Below are 23,381 nucleotides of genomic sequence, written 5' to 3'. Positions count from 1 at the left end.
ACAGGTAAATTTCTATAGAGCAATAATAACAACGCCGAAACCCGGCCTTTCGGCTTCAGCCTGCCTGGAGTATCCGCACCATGCCGACCTCGACCCCTGCCTTCGCGCACCTGTTCGAACCCCTGGAGATTCGTGGCAAACGCCTGAAAAACCGCATCATGTCCAGCGGGCACGACACGTCGATGCCCACCGACAACCTGGTCAACGAGCAACTGATCGCCTATCACCGGGCGCGCGCCGAGGGCGGCGTCGGGCTGATCGTGCTGCAAGTGGCCGGCGTGCATGACAGCGCGCGGTACACCTCCCATGTGCTGATGGCCACCGACGACGCATGCATCGAGGGTTATCGCAAACTCGCGCAAACCTGCCACGCCCACGGCACCGTGGTGTTGTCCCAGGTGTTCCACCCCGGACGGGAAATCATGGAGTCCAGCGATGGTCTGCTGGCGGTGGCCTACTCCGCTTCGGCGGTGCCCAATGAACGCTTCCGGGTGATGCCCCGTGCGCTGGATCAGGCGATGATCGACGAGATTGTCGCCGGCTATGCCGCCGCAGCCCGACGCCTGCACCAGGCCGGGATCGATGGCGTTGAAGTGGTCGCCAGCCACGGTTATTTGCCGGCGCAATTCATCAATTCACGGGTCAATCGCCGTACCGATGGCTACAACGGCGGGCTTGAGCAGCGCCTGCGGTTTCTGCGAGAAATCATCGCGGCGATACGGATCGCCACTGACGAGCAGTTCATCATCGGCCTGCGGATCTGCGCCGATGAGCGAGATCCTGAAGGCCTGACCGAAGACGAGTCCCTGGCCGCCGTCCAATCGCTGCAAGCACAACTCGATTACGTGCACATCGTCGCCGGCACCTCCGCTTCGTTGGGCGGCGCGGTGCACATCGTGCCGCCGATGGCGATCGAGGCGGCTTACCTGGCCAAGGAAGCCGGGACGTTCAAGGCCCGTCTGGATATTCCGCTTTTCGTGACCGGGCGCATCAACCAGCCCCAGGAAGCCGAGCTTATTCTGGCCCGGGGCCAGGCCGATGTCTGCGGCATGACCCGCGCATTGATTTGCGACCCACAGATGCCCAACAAAACCGACACCGGCCGCGCCGAAGATGTGCGCGCTTGCATCGCCTGCAATCAGGCGTGTATCGGGCACTTCCACAAGGGCTTGCCGATCTCCTGTATCCAGCACCCGGAAACCGGCCGTGAGCTGATCTTTGGCGAGCGGCAACCGGCTAAAACCCGCAAGCGCATTATGGTCGCCGGTGGTGGTCCGGCCGGCATGAAAGCGGCCGCCGTCGCCGCGCAACGCGGGCATGAGGTGACGTTGTACGAAGCCAGCTCACAACTCGGCGGTCAGGTGTTGCTCGCGCAATTGCTGCCACGGCGCAGCGAGTTCGGCGGGGCCAGCACCAACCTGCAACGGGAGATGGAACTGGCCGGTGTTCAAGTGGTTCGCAATACCCGCGTCGACCGCACCCTGGTGGAACAGGAAAAGCCGGACATGGTGATCATCGCCACCGGCGCCGAACCCTATTGGCCAACGTTCGAACGCGGTGGCGAGTTGCAGGTGGTGGACGCTTGGCAAGTGCTGCGTGGCGAGGTGCAGATCGGCCGTTCGGTGGTGGTGGTCGACTGGCGCTGCGACTGGATCGGCCCGGGCATCGCCGAGCATCTGACCCGCGCCGGGCATCAGGTGCAACTGGCGGTCAACGGCACCCATTGCGGGGAAAACCTGCCGTTGTATGTCCGCGATCAACTGGCCGGTGAACTGCACAAACTGGGCATTGCGATTATTCCGTACGCCCGGCTGTATGGTTGCGACGACAACACGGTGTACCTGCAACACACCGCCAGTGGCGAGCCGATGCTGCTGGAGAATATCGACACGCTGGTGTTGTGCCAGGGACACCAGCCGGTGGACACGCTGGGAGCTGAGCTGCAAGGGCTGGTGGAGTTTTACCGGATCGGCGATTGCCTGGCGCCACGCACCGCCGAAGAAGCGATTTATGAAGGCCTGAAAGTCGCCTGGCAGCTTTAAGGCTGTTTATACTCCGGGGCTTTCACCGCTGTGCTTTGTAGGAACTGGCTTGCTAGCGATGGACGTTAACGATAACGCGTGCGGACTGGATTAACGTGGTGTCGGTACCTCCATCGCTGACAGTCAGATCCTAGAGAGAGCGGTAAGTCACCACCTCCCCGGTTCGGAATTTTCCATGAGCAACAACAGCAAATCACAGCCCGCAACCGGCGCCGCCGAGCCGCACTTCCTCGGCACCCGCATCCGCGGCCTGCGCAAGCGTCGGGGCATGACCCTCGCGGAACTGGCTGGCTTGAGCGAACTGACGGCCGGCTACATCAGCCAACTGGAACGCAACCTCGCCTACCCGTCGATCCCGGCACTGTTCAACATTGCCCGCAGCCTCGGCGTGACCATCCAGTGGTTCTTCGCCAGCGAGGCCAACACCGCACCCGAGGACGACGGCGTGGTGGTGCGCAAGAACAGTCGCCTGAGCGTGCATTACGAAGACGGCATCGTCGACCAGTTGCTGACACCGCAACCCAATCAACAGCTGGAAATGCTCCACTCGCGTTTTCCACCCGGCACCTACAGTCAGCAAAGCTACAGCCACGAAGGCGAAGAAGCCGGGTATCTGCTGTCGGGCAGTTTCGAGTTATGGGTCGGCGAGCGCCACTTTCAGCTCAGCGAAGGCGACAGTTTCAGCTTCTCCAGCCAGGAACCGCACCGCTACGGCAACCCCGGCGAGGTCGATGCAGTGGTTATCTGGGTCATCACCCCGCCAACCTTTTGAGCGTAAAACTCACACCTGATAAAACTGGCGATACCACCGCACAAACTGCTCCACACCAGCTGCAACCTCCACGCGCGGGGAAAAGCCGACCCAGTCTGCCAGCGCCGAAACATCAGCCCACGTATTGACGACATCGCCTGCCTGCATCGGCAAAAAGTTGCGTTGAGCTTTTATGCCCAACGCCGATTCCAGGCAGTCGACAAAATCCAGCAGCGCGACCGGTTGGCCACGCCCTATATTGAAAATCCGATTGACGCCCTTGGCCTGCGTGTCTGGCAGCGGCGGCTTCGGACACAAGCGGACAATGCCTTCGACAATGTCGTCGATGTAGGTGAAATCCCGCGCCATCTGGCCATGGTTGTAAATATCGATCGGCCGGCCCTGGAGGATCGCTTCGGTGAACTTGAACAGCGCCATGTCCGGCCGCCCCCAAGGCCCGTAAACGGTAAAAAACCGCAGCCCGCTGGCCTGCAGCCCGTAGAGGTGGCAGTAGCTGTCGGCGAGCAACTCGTTGGCGCGCTTGGTGGCGGCGTACAGGGAAACCGGATGCTCGACCGCGTCATCGACACTGAAGGGCAGTTTGCTGTTGGCGCCGTACACCGAGCTGCTCGACGCGTAGATCAGATGCGCGGGCCGAAAATGCCGGCAGGCTTCCAGTATGTTCAAGAAACCAACCAGATTCGATTGCGCGTAGGCATCCGGGTTATCCAGTGAATAACGGACCCCCGCCTGGGCGGCCAGGTGCACAACCTCGGTGAACCGCTCGGCTTCGAAAAGTGCCATCAAGGCAGGCTTGTCGACAATATCCATGGTGTGGAAACGGAAACCCTGTAGTCCACTCAACTGTTTGAGCCGTGCCTCTTTGAGTTCGACGCTGTAGTAATGGTTGAGGTTGTCGATGCCGACGACTTCATGCCCATCAAGGCATAAGCGTTTGACCGTGTGATACCCGATGAAACCCGCAGCGCCAGTCACAAGAACGGTCATAGTCCCTGCTCCACATTCAACTCGATAGGCGGATAGTTATAGCGTTACGCGTGCGAGCGGTCCACACCTCATAACAATCCCCCACTATGGGTAATTGACCAAGGAAGCGCCCACGTCAACAGCGACTACAGACGATGGAAAAAGTTTTTATCGATTAGACGAGCGGAAGATGATCTTTTAAAACAACAACTTGTAAGCTTGAAAAATCAGAAGTCGATCAATGGCGTGTTTTTTGACTGGGAACGTTTGACAGACAGCAAAGACTGGCCGATAACTATCAAGGTCTGTTCGAACATGGCACGAGTACTCTTTTTTCTTGCTGTCCATTGTTCCAAAGATAATTCTTGAATTCCTTATACACCGGTCCGATGTGCAGACCGTGCGGTAGCTTTGACCTTTGAAAATTTAAACCGTGGGTATACCAAATAAATGTGCTGTATAGCAGCACGCGATAAAGTCGCGCACTCTTGTGAAGCGTTTTGTGATTCATTTTTGATACACACTTGCGTCCCCCCCTAAAAAGAACAGATATCTGCTGATTGACATCTCAAGGCTCTAATAGAGTCCCTGCCTGTATAAACTTCGCCAACTTCAGAGTTTACCAGCATGTCATCTATCAGCCCGGAACAGCCTAATTGGTATCTGTTGCAATGTAAGCCACGCCAGGATGAGCGTGCCCACCTGAATCTGCTTCAGCAGAACTATGTGATTTTCCATCCCCAACTCATGAGTGAACGCGTCATCCGCGGGAGAAGACAGCGGGTGCTGGAATCACTCTTCCCCGGCTATTTGTTTATTCAGCTCAGCCGTACAGACAATTGGGCGCCCATACGTTCCACCCGGGGCATCAGTCGCATTGTCGAATTCAATCATGGTCCTGCGACGGTGGCAGAACACGTCATCGAGCATTTGCGTGAGCGTTGTGTCGAGTCCTCGGCATCGAGCGCGGACGAGGCCCTTAAACCGGGCGAGCCTTTGCAGTTCATCAGTGGTCCGCTGTCGCCACTGGAGGGCGTGTTCATTGCCCCGCAAGGTGCCGAACGGGTGATGATCCTGATGCAGTTTCTTAATCGGGAACAATCTGTTTGTGTGCCCTTGAACATTGTCGAACGTCAACACCGCGCACTTCATACAAACAACTAATTACTAGCCTTATATGCTTTTCGCCAGGAGCTATAAAATGGTCTTGAAGTCACGCTGCCCTTTTGCACTGATCATGGCCTCCCTATACCCTGGAATTGCCTGGAGTACTAATCCGCAACCTATTGATATCTACGGATTCGATTTCACTCCAACTTTCATATTTGCAGAAAGTTATGACGACAACTTTCGCGAACTGGAAAGTAATGTACAGGAGTCCATGATCACCAAACTGGCACCCTCCTTCGAGCTGAAGGCTGAAGACCGCAACAGCGCCACTCGATTGACTTGGCAGCCCACCCGGTACATTTACCACGAGCACACCAGCGCCTCGAACACGGCACAGCGCGTTCGCGCGGACAGCGTCATGGAGTTCACCGACCGACATCGCCTGGCACTCGACGCCGAATACCGCAAATGGCAGCGCACCGAATCGACGGCGGTCGAAGGCGAAAATGACAAGCTCAACAACAAACGGGTGGGTGGCCTCTACACCTACGGCGCCAAGAGCGCGGACAACCAGATCGATTTCGGCGCCAACTACGCAGAGCTTCGCTATGACAATGGCGATGGCGTCAATGACGACAAGGAACGTGATACCACCTCAGTCACCAGCACCTGGTACCACCGCATCGGCAGTAACACCCGCGGCCTGTTGGAATACAACTACTCCAACTTTGATTACCTGCAAGCCAACAGCCAGCGCAGCAGTAATTCCAATGCCGTACTCGCCGGTGCCGTCTGGGACATCACCGCCAAAACCACCGGTAAAGTCCGCATCGGCTACGAGAAAAAGGACTTCGACAGCAGCGAATCCAAAGACCTCGACAACCCCACGTGGCAAGTGGATATGCAATGGAAGCCACGCACCTATTCAACCTTCACCTTCGTCGCCCGCCAGGCGCTGGCCGAGGGCGACGACGGTGCCGATGCCGTGAAGTCGACCTTCACCCAGGTCGGTTGGCGCCATGGCTGGACTGAACGGATCACCACCGTGGCACAAGCCGGGTTCGGCCGATACGTCTACGAGGGCCAAAGCCGCACGGACGACCGGCAGGATTACAACCTGGCCGTGGTGTATGCGATGCGCCGGTGGCTGGATATCGAAATGGGCTATCGGTACCGCGATAACGACTCGGATGCCGACAACGAAAGTTTTACCCGCAACGTTTTTCAGATCAGCTTCAACGTCAGCCTTTAAGAGGGTTTCGCCATGAAATCACACACTCTTGGCCTGTTGTTCGCCTTGGCAGTTTTCCCCAATACCTATGCCGCAGACCCCGGCACCCAGTACAAGCTGGCCGCCGGCGATGTCTTGCGCATTATCGTGTTTGGCGAGCCGGAGTTGAGCCTGAAAAAGATCCGCCTGAGCGATGCCGGCACCTTTTCCTACCCCTTTCTGGGTGAGATTTCCGCCAAGGGACTGACCCCCGGCCAAGTCGAAAAGATCATCGTCGACGGACTCAAACAAGGGTACCTGATCGACCCGAAAGTCAGTTTGAGCCAGATCGAATACCGCCCGTTCTACATCAACGGCGAAGTGAAAAAGCCCGGCAACTACCCCTTCATACCCGGCCTGACCCTGGAGAAAGCCATCGCCCTGGGCGGCGGCTTGACCGAACGGGCCTCGATCAAGCGCGTGACCATCGTGCGCGGTGATGGCGCCGCCACACTCACCGACGAAGTGACACGCAGCACCACGATTGCCCCCGGCGATACCATTTCCATTGCACAAGGCTTTTTCTAATCATGGACAACAGCCCTAGCACCTACGTCGAACGTCCTCTGCAAACGCATCTGCATCAGCAGTACAGCGAAGACAAGGACACGATTGATCTTCTGAAACTCTGGAGGGTGATCTGGCGCGCCAAATGGAGCATCGGATGGCTGGTCCTGGTCAGCTGTCTGCTGGCGATCATTGTGGTCACGAACATCACGCCGCAATACGTCGGCAGCACCACCTTGCTGTTCAACGATAAAACGCCACCGCTGATGTCCTTCCAGCAAGTCAAGGAATCAGGCAGCAACGCCACCGATTACTTGCAAACACAACAAGCGCTCCTGCAATCACGAGACCTCGCCGAACGCGCGGTGAAAACACTCGACCTGACCACCCACCCGATCACCGACCCGCGCCAGCAACCGAAACCCTGGTTCACGCCGCGCAAATGGCTGGCCGACCTTCACCTGGATCAATGGATTCCGGAACTGGGTCGGATGATGCCGGTGCAACAAACGCCAACTGAAGAGGACGTCTTCAACATCGTCACCCAGAACCTGATGCTGCACACCAGCGTGAAGTTCGTCGGCAAGAGCCAGTTGCTGGAAATCGAGGTCGAGCTCCCGGACCCGGTTCTGGCGGCAGCGGCGGCCAACGCGCTGGCAAAGGGCTTTACCGACAGTCAGCTCGACACCAGCGAGAAATCCTCGCAAACCACGACAGCCTGGATGAACACACGCCTGGTGGAGCTGCGCAATAACTTGCGGGCGGCCGAGAAGAAGCTTCAAGGCTATCGGGAAGAGCAAGGTCTGGTCGACGTCGGCGGGGTCGCAACCATCAGCGCCAACGAACTGGAAATGACCGGCAATCGCATGGTCGACGCCCGTCGCAACCGCGCTGAAGCGGAGAGCGAGTACCGTCAGGCGAAGTCCCTGAGCAACGGTGATCTGAGCCGACTCTCCAGCGTGCCTGCAGTCTTGAGTAACCCATTGGTCCAGCAATTCCAGGCTGAACGGGCCAAGGCACAAGCCAAGGTCGAGGAACTGTCGGGGCGCTATGGCCCTAAACATCCGAGCCTGGTGTCCGCGCAATCGGAACTGCGCACTGCCACCACCAGCCTGCAACTCCAGGTGCAACAAGTGGTGGCCGGTATCGAACGGCAATACCAGCTCGCCTCCGCCAGCGAAGCCTCGCTGCGTCAATCCTTCAACAGCAACAAGGCGCAGATCCAGGACATTGCCCGCAAGGAGTTCCAGTTGCGCGAGTTCCAGCGTGAGGTCGACAGCACCCGCGCGCTGTATGAAACCTTCGTCACCCGGCTGAAAGAAACCACGGCCACCGCCGACATGGACTCGACAAAAGTGCGCATCGTCGACCCGGCCATCGTACCTACCGAAGCGAGCAAGCCCCGTAAAACATTGATTGTCGGGATCGTCGGCTTAATCGCTGCGGTGATCGGCGTGGCCCTGGCCCTGCTCTTCGAGAGCCTGAGCAACACCTTCAAAACCGATGAAACGATCGAAAGCGCGCTTAACATTCCTCTGCTCAGCGTCGTGCCGCTGGTGAGGAAAAAAAGCCGCCGGCAACTGGCCCGTTTGTTCGAAGACAACGACAACCCGCGCTTTAGCGAGACCATTCGCAATCTGCGCACCTGGCTGATGTTGCAAGGCAGCGAAATGCCGTCGCAGGTAGTGCTCGTGACGTCGACCGTCGCCGGCGAGGGTAAAAGCACCATCGCCAACAACCTGGCCAGTTCGCTCGCTTCACTGGAGCGCGTGCTGTTGATCGATGCGGACATGCGCCAGCCAACCCTTTCGCTGAACTTTGACTTTCCGCCCGACAGCCCGGGGCTGGCCAATGTCATTGCCGGCACCGCAAGGCTCGAAGACTGTATCGTTTCGGTAGGCAATCTGGACATGCTGCCGGCCGGGATGGTCATCCCCCCTTCGCTGGATCTGTTCTCTGCGCCGCGCCTGCCGTCTCCAGCTGACGCGCTCAACCCGGCACGCCAGCCTCCGCCGCAGGATCTGCTCAGTTCACCGCGCATGGCGCGCATGCTCGATGCGCTGAAATCGCGTTACCGCCACATCATTATCGACTCGCCGCCTGCGGAGATGATCAGCGACGCGCTATTGCTGGCCAAGCATTCGGACGCGGTGATCTACGTGGTCAAGGCAGACAGCACGCCGATCAGCCAAGTGCAGAGAGGCATTGCCATGTTGCAACAAAGCCAGGTGTCGGTATTCGGTACCGTCCTCAACCAGGTAGACCTGCGCAAGGCGCGCAAATACGGCTACCACCATTCCAAAACGTTTTATGACTATGACTTCGCCCCCCGGTAACGCCTGACCGCCCTGGTCTGTCGCTACGCCTTTTACTGCCATCACAACCGTTCGCTTCACCTCTGCCGAGCTACGGAAAGCCTGCGGGAGCTTCGCCGTGCCCGCTCCATCAGCGCTGATGAATTCATTGCCTCGAGGTCAAGCCCATGACACCGCTCTATACCGCTCACATGACACACCGCCGAGGCCTGACGTTCTGGGGCCAGTGGTTGTGTGCGATGACACTGACCATCGCGCTTTTGATGCTGCTCGTGCACTGGCGAGTTGGCAGCCTGACCAGCGAATACCGCACCCTGATGATCCTGACGGTGCTCGGCTCGGTGCCGATCTACAGCATGATGCAGGTCTTCCACAAACGTCATGGCCTGGTGGTCGGGATCGGCCGCTTACTGGCCGGCTGGTTGATCCTGCTGGCCGTTCTGGCGGCCATTGCCTTCATCACCCAGACCAGCGCGATTTACTCGCGCCAGGTCATCGTGGCCTGGGCGGTGCTGGGATTTCTCGTCCAGGTGGCCAGTTTTCTGCCCCTGCATTACTTCGCCCGACTGCATTCGAAGATGATCTGCAACGGGCGTCGTTCAGTGATCATCGGCACCTGCCCGACGGCCCATGAACTGGCGAAAAAACTCTCCAGCCCCAACCGCGCGCTGGCGCTGGGATTCATCGCCACTGCCCATGACAGCGGCCCCGCTCCCAGCATCCTGCCGCTGCTCGGCCACGTTGACGCGATTCGCGAAATCCTTACGCGCCTGGAGGTGCGGCGCGTCTACATCGTGCTGACCATGGAGCATGCCGCCACCATCGAAGCGCTCTACATCGACCTGCTGGACATGAATGTCGACGTGGTGTGGATCCCGGATTTCGGCAGCATGGTGCTGCTCAACCATTCGATCTCTGAAATAGAGCGAATGCCGGCCATCTATCTCAACGAGAGCCTGCTCAGCTCGCACCCCGCCAGTCTGTTTTGCAAGGACCTGTTCGAACGCAGCCTGGCGGCGATGGCCATTCTTGTCCTCAGCCCGTTGCTGTTGGTGGTGGCGATTACCGTCAAGCTGACCTCCGCCGGCCCGGTGTTGTTCATGCAAAATCGCCACGGCTGCAACGGCGAAGTGATCAAGGTCTGGAAGTTTCGCTCGATGCGCCTGCACGACGACCGCGACGTGCGCCAGGCCACCCGTGACGATGATCGGGTCACGCCGTTCGGACGCTTCCTGCGCCGCAGTTCCATCGATGAATTGCCGCAGCTGTTCAACGTCTTGTCCGGCCAGATGGCCCTCGTCGGCCCCCGCCCGCACGCCGTCACCCACAACATTTATTACACCGGCAAAGTCCGCGCCTACATGGCCCGCCACCGCCTCAAGCCTGGCATCACTGGCCTGGCCCAGATCACCGGGCATCGAGGCGAAACCGAAACCGTGGAAAAGATGCAGCTGCGCGTCGCCCAGGACCTCAACTACATCAACCAATGGTCGCTGTGGCTCGACATCAAGATCCTCATCAAGACCCCCTTCACGCTGTTCTCGAAAAACATCTACTGACCCCCCGCCCCATCGCAGATCACTGTCACGACGACCTGAGGTTTGACCATGAATGTGAGCGTATTCGGTATTGGCTATGTGGGCCTTGTACAAGGTGCCGCACTGGCAGAGGTCGGGCACAACGTGCTCTGCGTCGATGTCGACACGGCCAGGGTGGAGGCACTGAAGGAAGGCACGCTGCCGATCTACGAGCCCGGCCTGAGAAGCCTCGTGCGCGAGAACTATCAAAGCGGACGGCTGCGGTTCGGTACAGACCTGGCCAGCGCTGTTCACCATGGCGACGTGCTGTTGATCGCCGTCGGTACGCCGCCTGACGAAGATGGTTCGGCGGATCTGCAATACGTGTTGAGCGTGGCGCAGACCATCGCGCTGCACATGGACCGTCACCAGATCGTCGTCGACAAATCCACCGTGCCGGTCGGTACCGGTGACCTGGTGCGCGCATGCATCGAGCAGGTGCTGGTCGATAACGATCGCAGCGACCTGACGTTCGACGTGGTCTCCAATCCGGAATTTCTCAAGGAAGGCTGCGCGGTGGAAGACTGCATGCGCCCCGACCGGATCATCATCGGCACCGACAGCCCGCACGCCGAAGCGGTCATGCGCGAACTGTACGAACCGTTCAATCGCAGCCGCGAAAAGATCATCGTCATGGACGTTCGCAGCGCCGAACTGACCAAGTACGCCGCCAACTGCATGCTGGCGACCAAGATCAGCTTCATGAACGAAATGGCCAGCCTCGCCGAAAAGCTGGGCGCCGATATCGAGATGGTGCGCCACGGCATCGGCTCCGACCCACGCATCGGTTATCAGTTCATCTACCCGGGCCTGGGCTACGGAGGTTCGTGTTTTCCCAAAGACGTGAAGGCGCTGATACATGCCGCCACCAGCGTCGACATTGATGCCCGGTTGCTCAAGGCCGTCGAGGCACGCAACCAGGAACAGAAAGCCAGCCTGTACAACAAGATCCTTGATCACTTCGATGGCGCGCTTCGCGGCAAAACCTTCGCCCTGTGGGGCCTGAGCTTCAAACCCAACACCGACGACATGCGCGAAGCCCCCAGTCGGGTATTGATGGAGGCCCTGTGGCAGGCCGGTGCCCGCGTCCAGGCGTTCGACCCCAAAGCCATGGAAGAGGCCCAGCGTATTTATGGTGCGCGCGATGACCTGACACTGGCGGGTACCAAGGAAGCGTCACTGAAAAATGCCGACGCACTGATCATCGTCACCGAGTGGCAATCGTTTCGGGCGCCGGACTTCGACCTGCTGGCGCGGCAACTCAAGCAACCGCTGATCTTCGATGGCCGCAATCTGTTTGACCCGCAGCGTTTGAGCAAGCGCGGCTTTACCTACATTTCCGTGGGCCGTCAGACCCCTTCCGTCTTTCAAGAAGGAGTGGCGCCATGATCAGGCTGGAATTGATCGGGCAATTTTCCCCGAAGCTGCTGGACGCGAACCAGGCGTATTCCTTCATCAACTTTGCGTCCATTGGCAGTTTCTTCGAAAAAGCCCCGAGCTCCGTCGCCTACTTTTGCGACGGCATGTTGATGTCGACGTTCATGTCCCGGGTGACAGGCCGCACGATCGGCCGGGTCAGCTTTGACTTCACGTCCATTGCCCACCTGGTACTCGGCAGCGCCGAGCAACAGGGCAAACGCGTGTATTTCGTTGGCGCCCGACAGAGCGAACTGGAGCTGTTCATCAGCAAGATCAAGGCGCTCTACCCATGCCTGACCATCGCTGGCTATCACAACGGTTACTTCAATGCGGCCCAGGCCGAAGGCATTCAGGCCGACATCTGCCGCAGCGAGGCAAACATTCTGATCGTCGGCCTGGGTGCCGGACTGCAAGAGCAGTTCGAACAGGACGCGATGCGCGCAGGCTTTCGCGGTGTGGCGTTCACCTGTGGCGGGTTCATTCGCCAGGAAGCCCTGGCCACGCGGCAATATTACCCGGCGGTGATCGATCGCCTGCATATGCGCGCGTTTTATCGAATGTACCGCGAACCCCATACGATCAAACGCTACTTCATCGACTACCCAAGCAACTTCCTGCACCTGCTGGCGATGCTCGCCCGGCACAAAGTCGCCATCAGCGTTGGGGAATGACCATGCACATTCTGTTCATTCTCAAGGATTTCAATTCCGGCGGCGGCGTTGAGCGAGTGCAGCAACGGTTATCCGAGCAATTTCTCAAGGATGGCCAGCGCGTGAGCTTCTTCGTCATGAACGGTGAGACGCCGGACACCACAGGCGCAGAACGCCATAACAACGGCGGTGGCAACGGAATCGTTGGCCTGCTCCGGTCGATCGTTCTGTTACGCCGGCTGATTCGTCGCGAGGGCGTCACCCACCTCATTTCCGCCAAGGAACAGGCCAACGTCTGCACCTGGTTCGCCACCTTGGGCAGTGCCTGCAAAGTCATCTATAGCCGACACGTGACACTCGATTGCACCGAGCAGAAAACCGGCCCCTCAAGCCTGCGCCTGCTCTATGCCTTGTACCTCTGCGGCAGCGGCAAAGTGGTGACGGTCTCCACGGCATTGCGCCAGTCCCTCGTCGACTTGCTGCCGTGGGGTCGACAGCGAGTGCGCTATTGCCCCAACGCGGTCATCACCGAGCAGCTGTTTCAAGCCGCACAGGCGCCACTGCCCGCCGGGTTACCCGGTGACTACTGGTTGGGCCTGGGCAGGTTGACGCAACAGAAAGGCTTTCACCTGTTGCTCGATGCCTACGCCATGGCGCTGCAACGCCAGGCGCTGCCGGACCTGGTGATCGCCGGCGACGGCCCGTTGCGCGAAGCACTGATCGCCCAGGCACAACGCCTGGGTATCGGGCAGCGGGTGCACTTCACCGGTTTCCTGCGCAACCCCTATCCCCTGCTCAGGCATGCACGCCTGTTCATTCTCAGCTCTCTTCATGAAGGCATGCCGACCGTACTGATCGAGGCCTTGGCGCTGGGTACGCCGGTGCTGGCATGCGACTGCGAGACCGGTCCCAGGGAACTGCTGGACAACGGCCAGTTGGGCCTGTTGGTCAAGGCCAACGATGTTCCGGCATTGGCCGATGGCATGCGGCGAAGCCTGACATCAAGGGGGCAAGTGGCACCCAGCGAAAAAATGCTCACCGAGGCCATCCGCCCCTACACCAGCCAGCACGCGGCGCAGGCGTATTACCAGGTATGGAACCAATGAAAAAGTTACTGATTATCCTGCATGACCTCAGCGCCGGCGGGGCTGAAAAAATGATGATGCGCCTGGCCGCAGCGCTGGTCGACGCAGGCAATGACGTGACCTTGTTGCTGCTGACCGGCGGCGGGCCCAATGCAGCGCACCTCGACCCACGTGTCAAAAAAGTTGAATTGCGCAGCCCACGCACTTCGCGCGCGGTGCCGGCACTGGCGCGGTTTCTTCGCGCCAATCGCTTTGATGCGCAACTGGCGGCCCTCACCCACGTCAACGTGGTGGCAATCGCCGCTGCCCTGCTGTCCGGCACCCTGGCGCGGCTGCATGTCAGCGAGCGCAATGCCTTCTCCCATGACAAACACGTTAACCCCGACTTCATGGTGCGGGTCGCGTATCTGTTGGCACCGCTGCTGTATCGGCTGATTCCCAACCCGGTGATCTGCGTCTCCCGCGGTGTCGCCCAGGACCTGATCGATACCACCATTGCGCGCCGACGGGACGTGACCACCGCCGACAACCCGGTACTCGACGACAACTTCCGCGAGAAGACGCCGGGGCTGCCAAGCCACCGCTGGCTGCTGGAAAAGTCCGGCGCGGTGATTGTCGCCGTGGGTCGCCTGGCGCCGCAAAAAGGCTTCGACACCCTGATCACGGCATTCGCCGCGTTACCGGACAAGGGCGTGCGCCTGATCATTTTTGGTGAAGGCGCACTCAGGGTCCGATTGCTGGAACAGGCACTCACATTGGGCGTCGCCGATCGCGTCGACCTGCCGGGCTACACCGACGATCCCCTGGCAGAAGTGGCAGCGGCCGATTGCTTTGTGTTGTCGTCTCGGTTCGAGGGCAGTCCCAATGCGCTGGTAGAAGCCTTGTCCACGGGCACCCCGGTGGTCGCGACTCGCTGCCCCCATGGCCCCCAGGACATCCTCATCGACGGCGTGGTTGCACCGCTTGTTGCCGTCGACGACCCGATCGCACTGGCGCAGGCGATTGCCCTGCAACTCGCCACACCGCGCAACCTGCAACGTCATGAACGCCTTGAGGCAGCCGCCCGATTCAAGAATGCCAGCGCGGTGCAAACCTACCTCGCTGCGTTGCTCGGGAGCCGGGCATCATGAGCACACTCCAGGTCAGATACTCGACGCTACGCGATGGCTTCACCCTGTTCGGCTTGCTGTTTTACATCCAGGTGCTGACATTTGTGCTCGGACTGGGTGGCGGATCCGGCTTCGGCGACATCGGTAAAGATCTCGAAGGCAACGTCGCCAATCAGGTCTGCGGCCTGATCACACTGCTGGTGCCCTTGTACTTCTTCATCCGCAACAAGGTGTTCCTGAGCAAAACCTTTTACCGCAGCAATTTTTTCCTGCTGGTGTTCTTGCTCTGTGTCATCGCATCGATCGGCTGGTCCTACGACCCGATGCTCAGTCTCAAGCGGTTCATCGCGATGCTCGGCGTGGTGTTCTTTGCCGGGTTCATTGCCTATAACTACCCCCTTGAAAAAATCACCTTCATGCTCGGTTGTGCCATCGGCGTAGCGGCGCTGATCGGCTTGATACTCGCCGTGGTCATGCCAAGCGCCGCGTTTTTATCCGGTGGTATCCGTGACGGCGCCTTCAAGGGGATTTTTACCGAAAAGAACGCCGGCGCACGGCTCAACGCGATCGCCATCCTGTTGTTGCTGCCGATGATCCGCCAGGGCAACCGCTGGGCCCTCTTCTGCTCGTTTTTTTCCCTGGTCGCCGTCCTGCTCGCCCAGTCGGCGACCGGCGTGGCATTGATCGTTTCGGGGACGGTGAGCTACGGGTACTTCCTCACATTGATCCGCTTGCGGATCAACCGCTCGCAGTGGCTGTTCTTCGGTTGCACGCTGGTGTTTCTGCTGGCTTGCCTGTTGCTCTACAACCACATTGCGTGGCTGCTGGAGGTGGCCGGTCGCGATCCGTCACTGACGGACCGCACGCTGATCTGGGAGTTGCTTGCGCCCTTTGTCGACCAGCAATGGCTCAAGGGCTACGGCTTCGGCGCCTTCTGGGCCAGTTCCGACGCCGATGCGTTCATCACGCGCTGGGGCTATATCGGCAACGCCCACAGCGGCTACATGGAAACCCTGCTCAGCGGCGGCGTCATCCAGCTGATTGCCCTGGTGCTGCTGCTGGGCGAGGCGCTGCTCAAGCAATATCGCGCCGTGACCGCGAACCAGGCGGCACAGTTTCGCGCCAGCGCCCTGGTGATCATCGGCTTGTTCGCCGTCACCAATTATGTGGCGTACGTGATTCCCAACTACCGCTCTGCCGAGTTCCTGGTGTTCTGCACCCTGGCCCTGTCCTTTCGGCGTCACTACGCGCCCTGCCCCGAATCAACACCGACAACCCTGCGCCAGCGTCCGTCCGGCCAGGCATTCGCGCGCGATTGCGCCAAGGCGTAACCCAAGGCTTAAAACAGGAGAAACACCCGTGCGAAACCAAGCCCCTGCTTCAGCGCATACAGTGTGCGTGGTCATCCCGATGTACAACGGCGCCGCCAGCATCGAGCAAACGCTGGTGTCCCTGGCCAAGCAAACCCGCCTGCCCGATCACGTCATCGTCATTGACGACGGTTCCACCGATGACGGCCCCCAACGGGTCAAGGACTTCACCGCGCCGTTTCGCCTGACGCTGCTGCAGCAAGCCAACGAAGGCCAGGCCAGCGCCCGCAACCACGGCATGCGCCACTCTCAAGAGACGTTTGTGGCGATGCTCGACGCCGATGACCAATGGCGTCCACAAAAACTGGAGCTGCAGCTGGCGCTGTACGACGAGCTGACTCATCAGGGTCGCAAGGTCGGGTTGGTCGACTGCTACACGCAGGTCAACTACAGCGACGGCAGGCGGCAACTGGACAACCTGCTCAAGAACGGCATGCATTTCTACGATTTCATCCGCGCCAACGTCCTCAATGGCGTTTCCGCCGCACTGGTCAGGCGCGACGTGATCATGGAACTGGGTGGCTTCGATGCCGGCCTGCGTTACTGCGAAGACCGCTTCATGTGGACCCGAATCGCCGAGCACTGGGAGATCCACACCGTGCCGCAGGTGCTGCTCGAGCGCACGGTCAACAGCGGCAACATGACCGCAAACCCGAAAAAGCACTATCAGAACAAAATCAGGTTCATCGAGGTGTACCTCGACCGCTACGCCGCGCAATTGAGCAAGCAGCAACAGATCGAATTCGTGCTGGCCAATCACACCGACTTTCTTAATACGTTTTCCCGAGGCGGCGAGCATGTCGAGGTGATCGACGTGTACCAGCGAATGTTCAAGCATTCCTGGCAAACCCTGTTCTTCGATCACGGCAAACCGACCTTGCGCTACCTCTACGCCTGCGCCAAAACATTGCGCAAGCCAACGGCGTCAACCACCGCTCATTGAACCGGTATCCGCCATGGCCAACCGTCGCCTCACTACCCTGGGCTGGATCTTCACCGAGAAGTTCGGCCTGATCTTCCTGTCGATGATCACCTTTGTCGTGTATGCCCGACTGCTGTCTCCGGCAGAGCTGGGTGTGGGCACGATCATCATTGCCATCGTCGAGTTGATCGGGCTGATTTATTCATCGGTGCTGGAAGACCCGCTGGTGCGACTCGAGCGGCTGGAGGACAAGCACATCAGCACCGCCTTCTGGGCGGCGGTACTGGTGAGCCTGGTTTCGATCGTGGTCATCTCGGGCGCGGCGACGCTGTACACGTCCGAGCCGCTGCTGCAATGGATGACGGCGGTCGCGTCCGTGAAAATCCTCTTCACCATGATGGCGCGCGTCTATGTCGCGCAAATGCGCCGCAACGGCGACTTCAAGACGCTGGCGTCGCGAACGTTACTGGGCAAGGTGTTTGGTGGCGTTGGCGGCATCGCTGTCGCGCTTTGGGGGTTGGGGGCCTGGGCGGTCATTGCCCAGGCCCTGATCATGGAGTTGGTGTCCATCATCGTATTGATGCGCGCAGACCCGCGGCGCATTGCCTTTCATATTGACGGTCCGGTCCTGCGCAAACTGTTGAAGGCCGGTACACCGGTTGCCATCAACGCACTGAGCTCTCAAACCCTTCAGCGCGGGGTCAACGTGGTGCTCGGGATGGCGGCCGGTGCGAACGCGGTCGGCATGTTCAACATGGCGATGCGCATCATCGATCTGCCACGCACGGCGATTTATAACGGTCTGCTGAGCTATGCACTGCCGGCGTTCTCCCGGCGCAGTGCGGAGCCGTCGCGATTGCTCGGGATCATTGACGACTCGACCGCCGTCAGCGGCTTTCTGTTGACGCCGTTGTTCCTGGGGATCGCGCTCACGGCGAACGACGTCATCCTGTTGATCTTCGGCGCCAAGTGGGCCGACGCCATTCCCCTGCTGCAAGTGCTGGCCTGCGCGGCGGCCATTGGCAACACCGCCATGTACGCCACCACCGCACTGGTGGCGGTCAACCGCAGCCACCTCACGATCAAGGCTGAAGTGGTGACCACGGTGCTGGCGCTGGCACTGGTCTACGGCCTGGGCAGCGTTTATGGCGGCATGGCCGCGGCCCTCGCCCTGCTGGCGCGGATGCTGATCATCACGCCGTTGCAAATCCGCGGCCTCAACGCCGCTATCGGTTACGGCTGGCGCCGGTTCTTCGACTGCAATTACCGCAGCGTGATTGCCTCGCTCGTCATGGCAGCGACCGTGTTGTACGTGTCGTCGCTCTCAGGTTTTGAAGGTTACCTGCACCTGATCTGCAACATCGTGGCAGGCGCGCTGAGCTATGCCGTGGCGTATAGCGTCATGCACCCGCGCTGGCCGCAAGAATTCAAATCGGTTTTCACCACCCGCTGAATTCAGTCCCTGAAACAGGAAGGCCTCACCATGCGCAAAACTACGTTGATTACTGGCGGGGCCGGCTACATCGGCTCTCATACCGCCGTGGCGCTCATCAATGCCGGACACCATGTGCTGGTTCTCGACAACCTGTGTAACAGCTCTCGAGAGTGCATCTCGCGCCTGGAACAACTGACCCTGACCCGGGTGGAATTCATCAAGGGCGATATTCGTGATTCGAACTTGCTGGACGACCTGTTCAGACGCTATGACATCGACGCCGTGGTGCACTTTGCCAGCCTCAAATCCGTCGCAGACAGCGTGCGCAAGCCGCTGGATTACTACGCCAACAATGTCTGCGGCACGCTTGAGCTATGCCAGGCGATGGCGCGCAATAACGTGTTCCAACTGGTGTTCAGCTCATCGGCCACGGTGTACGGCGAGCCCACACGTATACCCATCGCCGAAGAGGTCGGCACCGGCAAACCGGTCAATCCCTATGGCCGCACCAAGCTCATGATCGAAGAATTGCTCACCGATCTGTGCCATTCCGATCCACGCTGGAGCATCGGGCTGTTGCGCTACTTCAACCCGATTGGCGCCCACGAAAGCGGGATGATCGGCGAAGACCCCAGGGGCCGTCCCAACAACCTGTTGCCGTGCCTGACGCAGGTCGCCATCGGCCGGATGCCCGAACTCACGGTGTACGGTAACGACTATCCCACCGTGGACGGGACCTGCGTGCGAGACTACATCCACGTGGTCGACCTTGCGATCGGCCACCTCAAGGCTCTTCAGGTGTTGCAGCACAACAGCGGCATCAATGTCTGGAACCTCGGCACCGGTACGGGCTACAGCGTGCTGCAAATCATCCAGAGTTTCGAGGACATCACCGGCATCACCATTCCCTACCACTTCGCACCACGACGCGAAGGTGACATCGCCCAATGCTGGGCCGACCCCGCCAAGGCCGGACGGGAGCTGAACTGGACCGCCCAACGGGATCTTCATCAGATGATCGTCGATACCTGGCGGTGGCAGTCGTGCAACCCGCAGGGTTATCAGGCTTCCTTCGAAATCCCCGCGCTGATCGCCGTCAAATGATCTACAAAGGATCCCTGCTGACTCTGCTGCTGTCGGTTTCGATAGCCTGCAACGCGGCACAAGCGCCCGGCGTTCCCACCACCGGGCTCGTGCTGTGGCTGGATGCGGCGGATGCGTCGACCATGACCCTGGATGCGCAAAACCAACTCCAGCGCTGGAACGATAAATCCGGAAAATCCAGTCACGCCACTGTCGACGATGGCGCCTCGCAGCCACAGCGGATCGCCAACGCCCTGAATGGCCATTCGGTGGTGCGTTTCAGTGGCGTATCGGGGTTGCTGGGTAAACCCATCCGCACTGCCAAAGGCCCTGTGACCGTATTGATCGTGTCCCGTCGATTACCCGGACAGCCTGACGGTGATCCCTGGCAACGCTTGTTCAGCTCACGCCCGCAAGCCGCCCACAACGATAACCTGTTGCCCAATTTCGCCATCAGCCTGCCACAGACCAGCGCGTATGCGCCGAGCGTTTCCGTCCTGGAGCTTTACGACGTGCCGATTGGCCCATATGCAGTCGGGCGCAATGCCGTCGGCAACGCCGAGAACTTTCGCGGCGACATCGCCGAAGTGCTGGTCTACGACCGCGCGTTTGCTTCCCTCGCGGAACGTCAGCAAGCCTTTCAGTACCTGGCGGATAAATGGTCCATTGCCATTCCCAAACTAGCTAATACCTGGACCCGGGTCGGACCACTGGGCCCATTGCCAAGCCGGTCGAATGCCGAGCTGCCGCTGTCTGATCAGGCCAATGCCGGGCAGTGGATGCTCAACCGCAAACTGTCCGACGACTTCAACGGCACCACCCTCGATCTCGAACGCTGGCACGTCAACAATGGCATAGGGAACGAGTCGCTGGGACGCAAACCGGCGCTGTACACGCCGAACAATGCCATCGTCGAGAACGGCAACCTGAACATTATCTTTCGCAAGGAAACCTTGCCGCAGAAGTACGTCAAGCTCGGCTTCAAGGACTACACCTCAGCGATGGTCCGAACCAATGAACGCGGGTTCTACGGCTACTACGAAGTCCGCGCCAAACCCATGAACTCCGCAGGTTCCAGTGCATTCTGGCTGGCGTGGACAGGCATGGCGGACAATGCCACCGAAATCGACATCTTCGAAATCGCCGGCAAGACCAAAAACGGCGCCTTAGACCACTCGTACAACATGAATGCCCACCTGTGGGCCACGCCGCAAAGCAACGAACACATTGAAAATGGCAGCATCTGGATCAGTCCATGGCGCCTGGCGGATGACTTCCATGTCTACGGCTTCGACTGGCAGCCCGACACCCTGCGTTGGTACGTCGACGGGGTGCTGGTCAGGGAATCGAAGAACTCGCACTTCTTCTTCCCGATGGAGGTGAACCTCGACAGCGAGGCCATGTGGAAATGGTTTGGGGTGGTCGACGATGCCGACCTGCCCTCCACCTTTGAAGTCGACTACATGTACATGTGGCAACGCTCGCGATAGCGCCACACCAGACTGAGGCGCTCTCAGTCTTGATCCATTGCACCTTCAATTGAAGTCCATGAGGCGCGACGGCTGTTACGCCGTGTGCCTTGGGTCACATTTCAATCGGCAAGGAGGTTCGTTCTTAAACCGCGCTAACACATCTGGAGCGCACTGCATGATTAAACGCCGGCTGAAAGAATTGGATTTGCTGCGCTTTGTTGCTGCTATTGCCGTAGTGTTCTTTCACTATGCGTTTCGCGGGTATGCAAAAGGCGACATGTCCACAATGCCCTACCCACTATTGGCCGAGCCTGCCAAATACGGTTACCTGGGCGTCGAACTGTTTTTCATGATCAGCGGTTTTGTCATTCTGATGACCGCCTCGAGCAATAACCTCAAAGTGTTTTTCATATCCCGTATCGTTCGGCTCTGCCCTGCTTTCTGGGTGTGCTGCACCATCACGTTCCTGATGACGCTTGCCATTGGCCAGCCGAGATACACCGCTGACCTTTATCAATACGTAATAAACATGACCTTTCTAAGCGACTTGTTGGGCGTACCGTCAATAGACGGCGTGTACTGGTCTCTATTTGTAGAAATACAATTTTATTTGATGATATCCATTGTGTTGGGATGGAAGAAAATAGAAAAAATAGAGACCTATTTTGTGTACTGGCTAGTGATCTCTGCCACAGCGGAGATACTCACTGTCGAGAAGCTGCGCTCGATACTGATCACCGATTACGCCGCTTATTTCATAGCCGGCGCCACGTTCTACCTCATATGGGCCAAGGGCGTCACGAGAACACGAGTGCTGCTGTTGGCGGGTGCATGGGCACTGGCCAACTACACCGCCATTGCATGGGCCGAATTGCTCGAAAGCAAATATTCAACTGATTACAACCCACTCATTGTATGCAGTCTGATCCTGCTGTTTTTCATGACGTTCTATTTGATCGCGACGAATAAAACAGGCGCCGTCGGAGCATTGAACTGGACTGTATTAGGCGCGCTGACTTACCCGCTGTACCTGTTACACCAAATGATCGGCTTTATGATATTCAACATTGCTTATCCGGTGATAAACCCGCACGTATTGCTGTGGAGCACCATCGCCGTGATGATAGGTCTGTCTTATCTCATCCACAAAGAGATAGAAACGCCCATGGCAAGAGTTATCAAAAAACTCCTCTCGTTGTCCTTCACCCGTGTCAGAGGCTGATCAACGCATCAGTAACGACGCAACCTGCTAACGCCGCTGGCCACCAGGCTGCGCGGCGCTCGCCCGCTTCAGGGTATCGCTGGGCAACTCTTTGAACAGCGCGCGATAGCTGCTGGAAAACCTCCCCAAATGCCAGAACGACCAATGCATCGCCACTTCGGCGACGGTGGTCTGAGTTGGCGTGCGGCTGAGTAATTCGCGGCGGGCACTGTTCAGGCGGCGCAGGCGCAGCCATTGGGTCGGCGCCATGCCGGTGTAGGTCTTGAACGCATGCTGCAACTGGCGCAGTGAAACCCCGGCGACCAGCGACAGCTCCAGCAGGTTCAGGTGTTCTTCCGGCGTATCCGCCGCCCACTCCCCCACTCGTTTCATGATCGCCCGTTCCCCGGCGCGGCGCTGCAGTGCGCCGTGGTCAAGGCAAACGCAAGCGTTGTCGAGAATGAACAGGCAGTCATCCAGCAATTGCTGAGTGAGCGCCTCCCGAGTCGGCGGATCGAACGTCTGCGACAGTCGCGTCAGCGTGCCGCTGAGCCAACGGCAGAACAACGCGTTCTGCTGCGAATTGAGCGGCGCCATGAACAGCCCTTCGAGCCGGGCGACATCGAGGCTGTTGCGCTGCACGAACTCCGGACCGAACACCACGGCGATTTCCTGGTAGTTCTCCGGGGTGATCCAGATGTTGCGGCTCTCGCCATTCAACACATACAGCGCGTTGTCGCTGCGATCGAAACAGAACGCCAGTGAACCCTGTGGCGCACTGAAATTCTGCTCGACGCGGGTATTCATGTGCTCCTCGTAAATCTCCACGCCCTGTAAATCCAGATAGCGCACCAGACCTGCGAAATGCCCTGGCGACATCTGTTGGTAATGCTGGGTCCAGCCCGGCGTGGCGCGGATTTGCTCGGCCACATCGGCGGTGCTGAATGCTTGAACCTGTAGTGAATTGCAGTGTGTCATGGGTGACCTTGCGCACTCTTTTGGTGCGCTTTGTGCTGCTTAAAGTGGATAGATGGAACGTTGAGCCTCGCCCAAGATAGACGTCAACGCGCTACAGG

19 protein-coding genes are annotated in these 23,381 nt (G+C 59.0%); 17 read left to right on the top strand and 2 right to left on the bottom strand.

Translation table 11 applies throughout. The features are described 5' to 3' along the window. The first annotated feature begins 80 nt into the window (after positions 1 to 80). Both KHO07_RS13535 and KHO07_RS13530 read left to right on the top strand, forming a co-directional pair. Positions 81 to 2,042: an FAD-dependent oxidoreductase gene (locus KHO07_RS13535; RefSeq protein ID WP_212627491.1), complete on the top strand. Its 1,962-nt coding sequence runs from the start codon at positions 81 to 83 to the stop codon at positions 2,040 to 2,042. 175 nt (positions 2,043 to 2,217) lie between these two features. Next, on the top strand, positions 2,218 to 2,814 hold the full coding sequence (locus tag KHO07_RS13530; protein WP_212627490.1) for a cupin domain-containing protein: 597 nt from the start codon (positions 2,218 to 2,220) through the stop codon (positions 2,812 to 2,814). Between the two features lie 9 nt (positions 2,815 to 2,823). Here KHO07_RS13530 and KHO07_RS13525 read toward each other — a convergent pair whose 3' ends face one another. After that, on the bottom strand, positions 2,824 to 3,801 hold the full coding sequence (locus KHO07_RS13525) for an NAD-dependent epimerase (protein WP_212627489.1): 978 nt from the start codon (positions 3,799 to 3,801) through the stop codon (positions 2,824 to 2,826). A 606-nt stretch (positions 3,802 to 4,407) separates the two neighbouring features. On the opposite strand from KHO07_RS13525, the gene rfaH reads away from it, so the two are divergent. The 15 genes from rfaH to KHO07_RS13450 all read left to right on the top strand — a co-directional run bounded on the left by rfaH (position 4,408) and on the right by KHO07_RS13450 (position 22,326). After that, on the top strand, positions 4,408 to 4,944 hold the full coding sequence (rfaH, locus tag KHO07_RS13520; protein ID WP_212627488.1) for a transcription/translation regulatory transformer protein RfaH: 537 nt from the start codon (positions 4,408 to 4,410) through the stop codon (positions 4,942 to 4,944). Between the two features lie 13 nt (positions 4,945 to 4,957). Then, positions 4,958 to 6,142 carry an outer membrane beta-barrel protein gene (locus KHO07_RS13515; protein ID WP_348532544.1) on the top strand — a complete coding sequence of 395 codons (1,185 nt, stop codon included), beginning with the start codon at positions 4,958 to 4,960 and terminating at the stop codon, positions 6,140 to 6,142. Between the two features lie 12 nt (positions 6,143 to 6,154). Then, a complete protein-coding gene (locus tag KHO07_RS13510) occupies positions 6,155 to 6,688 on the top strand; it encodes a polysaccharide biosynthesis/export family protein (RefSeq protein ID WP_150733057.1) in 534 nt (177 codons plus the stop codon). Between the two features lie 2 nt (positions 6,689 to 6,690). Continuing rightward, complete coding sequence (locus KHO07_RS13505) at positions 6,691 to 9,003, top strand: GNVR domain-containing protein (RefSeq protein ID WP_212627487.1); 2,313 nt, start codon at positions 6,691 to 6,693, stop codon at positions 9,001 to 9,003. A 146-nt stretch (positions 9,004 to 9,149) separates the two neighbouring features. Continuing rightward, entirely contained in the window at positions 9,150 to 10,541 is a 1,392-nt protein-coding gene (locus KHO07_RS13500) for an undecaprenyl-phosphate glucose phosphotransferase (protein WP_150733059.1), read from the top strand. A gap of 48 nt (positions 10,542 to 10,589) precedes the next feature. Beyond that, positions 10,590 to 11,948: a UDP-glucose/GDP-mannose dehydrogenase family protein gene (locus tag KHO07_RS13495; RefSeq protein WP_150733060.1), complete on the top strand. Its 1,359-nt coding sequence runs from the start codon at positions 10,590 to 10,592 to the stop codon at positions 11,946 to 11,948. After that, positions 11,945 to 12,649: a WecB/TagA/CpsF family glycosyltransferase gene (locus KHO07_RS13490; protein ID WP_212627486.1), complete on the top strand. Its 705-nt coding sequence runs from the start codon at positions 11,945 to 11,947 to the stop codon at positions 12,647 to 12,649. The genes KHO07_RS13495 and KHO07_RS13490 overlap by 4 nt, the downstream gene beginning before the upstream one ends. A 2-nt stretch (positions 12,650 to 12,651) precedes the next feature. Beyond that, the gene (locus KHO07_RS13485; protein WP_212627485.1) at positions 12,652 to 13,734 is read left to right on the top strand and encodes a glycosyltransferase; all 1,083 of its coding nucleotides are present in this window, start codon (positions 12,652 to 12,654) and stop codon (positions 13,732 to 13,734) included. Then, on the top strand, positions 13,731 to 14,843 hold the full coding sequence (locus KHO07_RS13480) for a glycosyltransferase (RefSeq protein ID WP_212627484.1): 1,113 nt from the start codon (positions 13,731 to 13,733) through the stop codon (positions 14,841 to 14,843). The genes KHO07_RS13485 and KHO07_RS13480 overlap by 4 nt, the downstream gene beginning before the upstream one ends. Next, positions 14,840 to 16,153, top strand: coding sequence for an O-antigen ligase family protein (locus KHO07_RS13475; RefSeq protein ID WP_212627483.1), 1,314 nt, complete (start codon positions 14,840 to 14,842; stop codon positions 16,151 to 16,153). The genes KHO07_RS13480 and KHO07_RS13475 overlap by 4 nt, the downstream gene beginning before the upstream one ends. A gap of 28 nt (positions 16,154 to 16,181) precedes the next feature. After that, positions 16,182 to 17,135 (top strand): glycosyltransferase family 2 protein, encoded by a 954-nt coding sequence (locus KHO07_RS13470; RefSeq protein ID WP_150733065.1) that lies wholly within the window; start codon positions 16,182 to 16,184, stop codon positions 17,133 to 17,135. Positions 17,136 to 17,148: 13 nt separating this feature from the next. Then, positions 17,149 to 18,567: an oligosaccharide flippase family protein gene (locus KHO07_RS13465; protein ID WP_212627482.1), complete on the top strand. Its 1,419-nt coding sequence runs from the start codon at positions 17,149 to 17,151 to the stop codon at positions 18,565 to 18,567. A gap of 30 nt (positions 18,568 to 18,597) precedes the next feature. Further along, the gene (gene galE, locus KHO07_RS13460) at positions 18,598 to 19,653 is read left to right on the top strand and encodes a UDP-glucose 4-epimerase GalE (RefSeq protein ID WP_212627481.1); all 1,056 of its coding nucleotides are present in this window, start codon (positions 18,598 to 18,600) and stop codon (positions 19,651 to 19,653) included. Further along, positions 19,650 to 21,122: a family 16 glycosylhydrolase gene (locus KHO07_RS13455; RefSeq protein ID WP_212627480.1), complete on the top strand. Its 1,473-nt coding sequence runs from the start codon at positions 19,650 to 19,652 to the stop codon at positions 21,120 to 21,122. Before galE ends, KHO07_RS13455 begins: the two co-directional genes overlap by 4 nt. Before the next feature lie 157 nt (positions 21,123 to 21,279). Beyond that, positions 21,280 to 22,326: an acyltransferase gene (locus tag KHO07_RS13450; RefSeq protein WP_212627479.1), complete on the top strand. Its 1,047-nt coding sequence runs from the start codon at positions 21,280 to 21,282 to the stop codon at positions 22,324 to 22,326. Positions 22,327 to 22,353: 27 nt separating this feature from the next. Here the strand turns inward: KHO07_RS13450 and KHO07_RS13445 are convergent, their stop codons facing one another. Next, entirely contained in the window at positions 22,354 to 23,283 is a 930-nt protein-coding gene (locus KHO07_RS13445) for a helix-turn-helix domain-containing protein (RefSeq protein WP_212627478.1), read from the bottom strand. Positions 23,284 to 23,381 lie beyond the last annotated feature (98 nt).

The sequence above is a fragment of the Pseudomonas sp. PP3 genome, from assembly GCF_905336995.1.
Lineage (GTDB): Bacteria > Pseudomonadota > Gammaproteobacteria > Pseudomonadales > Pseudomonadaceae > Aquipseudomonas > Aquipseudomonas reinekei.
The sequence above is the reverse complement of the archived record's forward strand: the minus strand, read 5'-3'. Positions and strand labels throughout refer to the sequence as shown.

What these genes read in the sequence shown, in the direction of transcription:
- KHO07_RS13535 (WP_212627491.1), top strand. Translation starts at nt 81, where the DNA reads ATGCCGACCTCGACCCCTGCCTTCGCGCACCTGTTCGAACCCCTGGAG.
- KHO07_RS13530 (WP_212627490.1), top strand. Translation starts at nt 2,218, where the DNA reads ATGAGCAACAACAGCAAATCACAGCCCGCAACCGGCGCCGCCGAGCCG.
- KHO07_RS13525 (WP_212627489.1), bottom strand. Translation starts at nt 3,801, where the DNA reads ATGACCGTTCTTGTGACTGGCGCTGCGGGTTTCATCGGGTATCACACG.
- rfaH (WP_212627488.1), top strand. Translation starts at nt 4,408, where the DNA reads ATGTCATCTATCAGCCCGGAACAGCCTAATTGGTATCTGTTGCAATGT.
- KHO07_RS13515 (WP_348532544.1), top strand. Translation starts at nt 4,958, where the DNA reads ATGCTTTTCGCCAGGAGCTATAAAATGGTCTTGAAGTCACGCTGCCCT.
- KHO07_RS13510 (WP_150733057.1), top strand. Translation starts at nt 6,155, where the DNA reads ATGAAATCACACACTCTTGGCCTGTTGTTCGCCTTGGCAGTTTTCCCC.
- KHO07_RS13505 (WP_212627487.1), top strand. Translation starts at nt 6,691, where the DNA reads ATGGACAACAGCCCTAGCACCTACGTCGAACGTCCTCTGCAAACGCAT.
- KHO07_RS13500 (WP_150733059.1), top strand. Translation starts at nt 9,150, where the DNA reads ATGACACCGCTCTATACCGCTCACATGACACACCGCCGAGGCCTGACG.
- KHO07_RS13495 (WP_150733060.1), top strand. Translation starts at nt 10,590, where the DNA reads ATGAATGTGAGCGTATTCGGTATTGGCTATGTGGGCCTTGTACAAGGT.
- KHO07_RS13490 (WP_212627486.1), top strand. Translation starts at nt 11,945, where the DNA reads ATGATCAGGCTGGAATTGATCGGGCAATTTTCCCCGAAGCTGCTGGAC.
- KHO07_RS13485 (WP_212627485.1), top strand. Translation starts at nt 12,652, where the DNA reads ATGCACATTCTGTTCATTCTCAAGGATTTCAATTCCGGCGGCGGCGTT.
- KHO07_RS13480 (WP_212627484.1), top strand. Translation starts at nt 13,731, where the DNA reads ATGAAAAAGTTACTGATTATCCTGCATGACCTCAGCGCCGGCGGGGCT.
- KHO07_RS13475 (WP_212627483.1), top strand. Translation starts at nt 14,840, where the DNA reads ATGAGCACACTCCAGGTCAGATACTCGACGCTACGCGATGGCTTCACC.
- KHO07_RS13465 (WP_212627482.1), top strand. Translation starts at nt 17,149, where the DNA reads ATGGCCAACCGTCGCCTCACTACCCTGGGCTGGATCTTCACCGAGAAG.
- galE (WP_212627481.1), top strand. Translation starts at nt 18,598, where the DNA reads ATGCGCAAAACTACGTTGATTACTGGCGGGGCCGGCTACATCGGCTCT.
- KHO07_RS13455 (WP_212627480.1), top strand. Translation starts at nt 19,650, where the DNA reads ATGATCTACAAAGGATCCCTGCTGACTCTGCTGCTGTCGGTTTCGATA.
- KHO07_RS13450 (WP_212627479.1), top strand. Translation starts at nt 21,280, where the DNA reads ATGATTAAACGCCGGCTGAAAGAATTGGATTTGCTGCGCTTTGTTGCT.
- KHO07_RS13445 (WP_212627478.1), bottom strand. Translation starts at nt 23,283, where the DNA reads ATGACACACTGCAATTCACTACAGGTTCAAGCATTCAGCACCGCCGAT.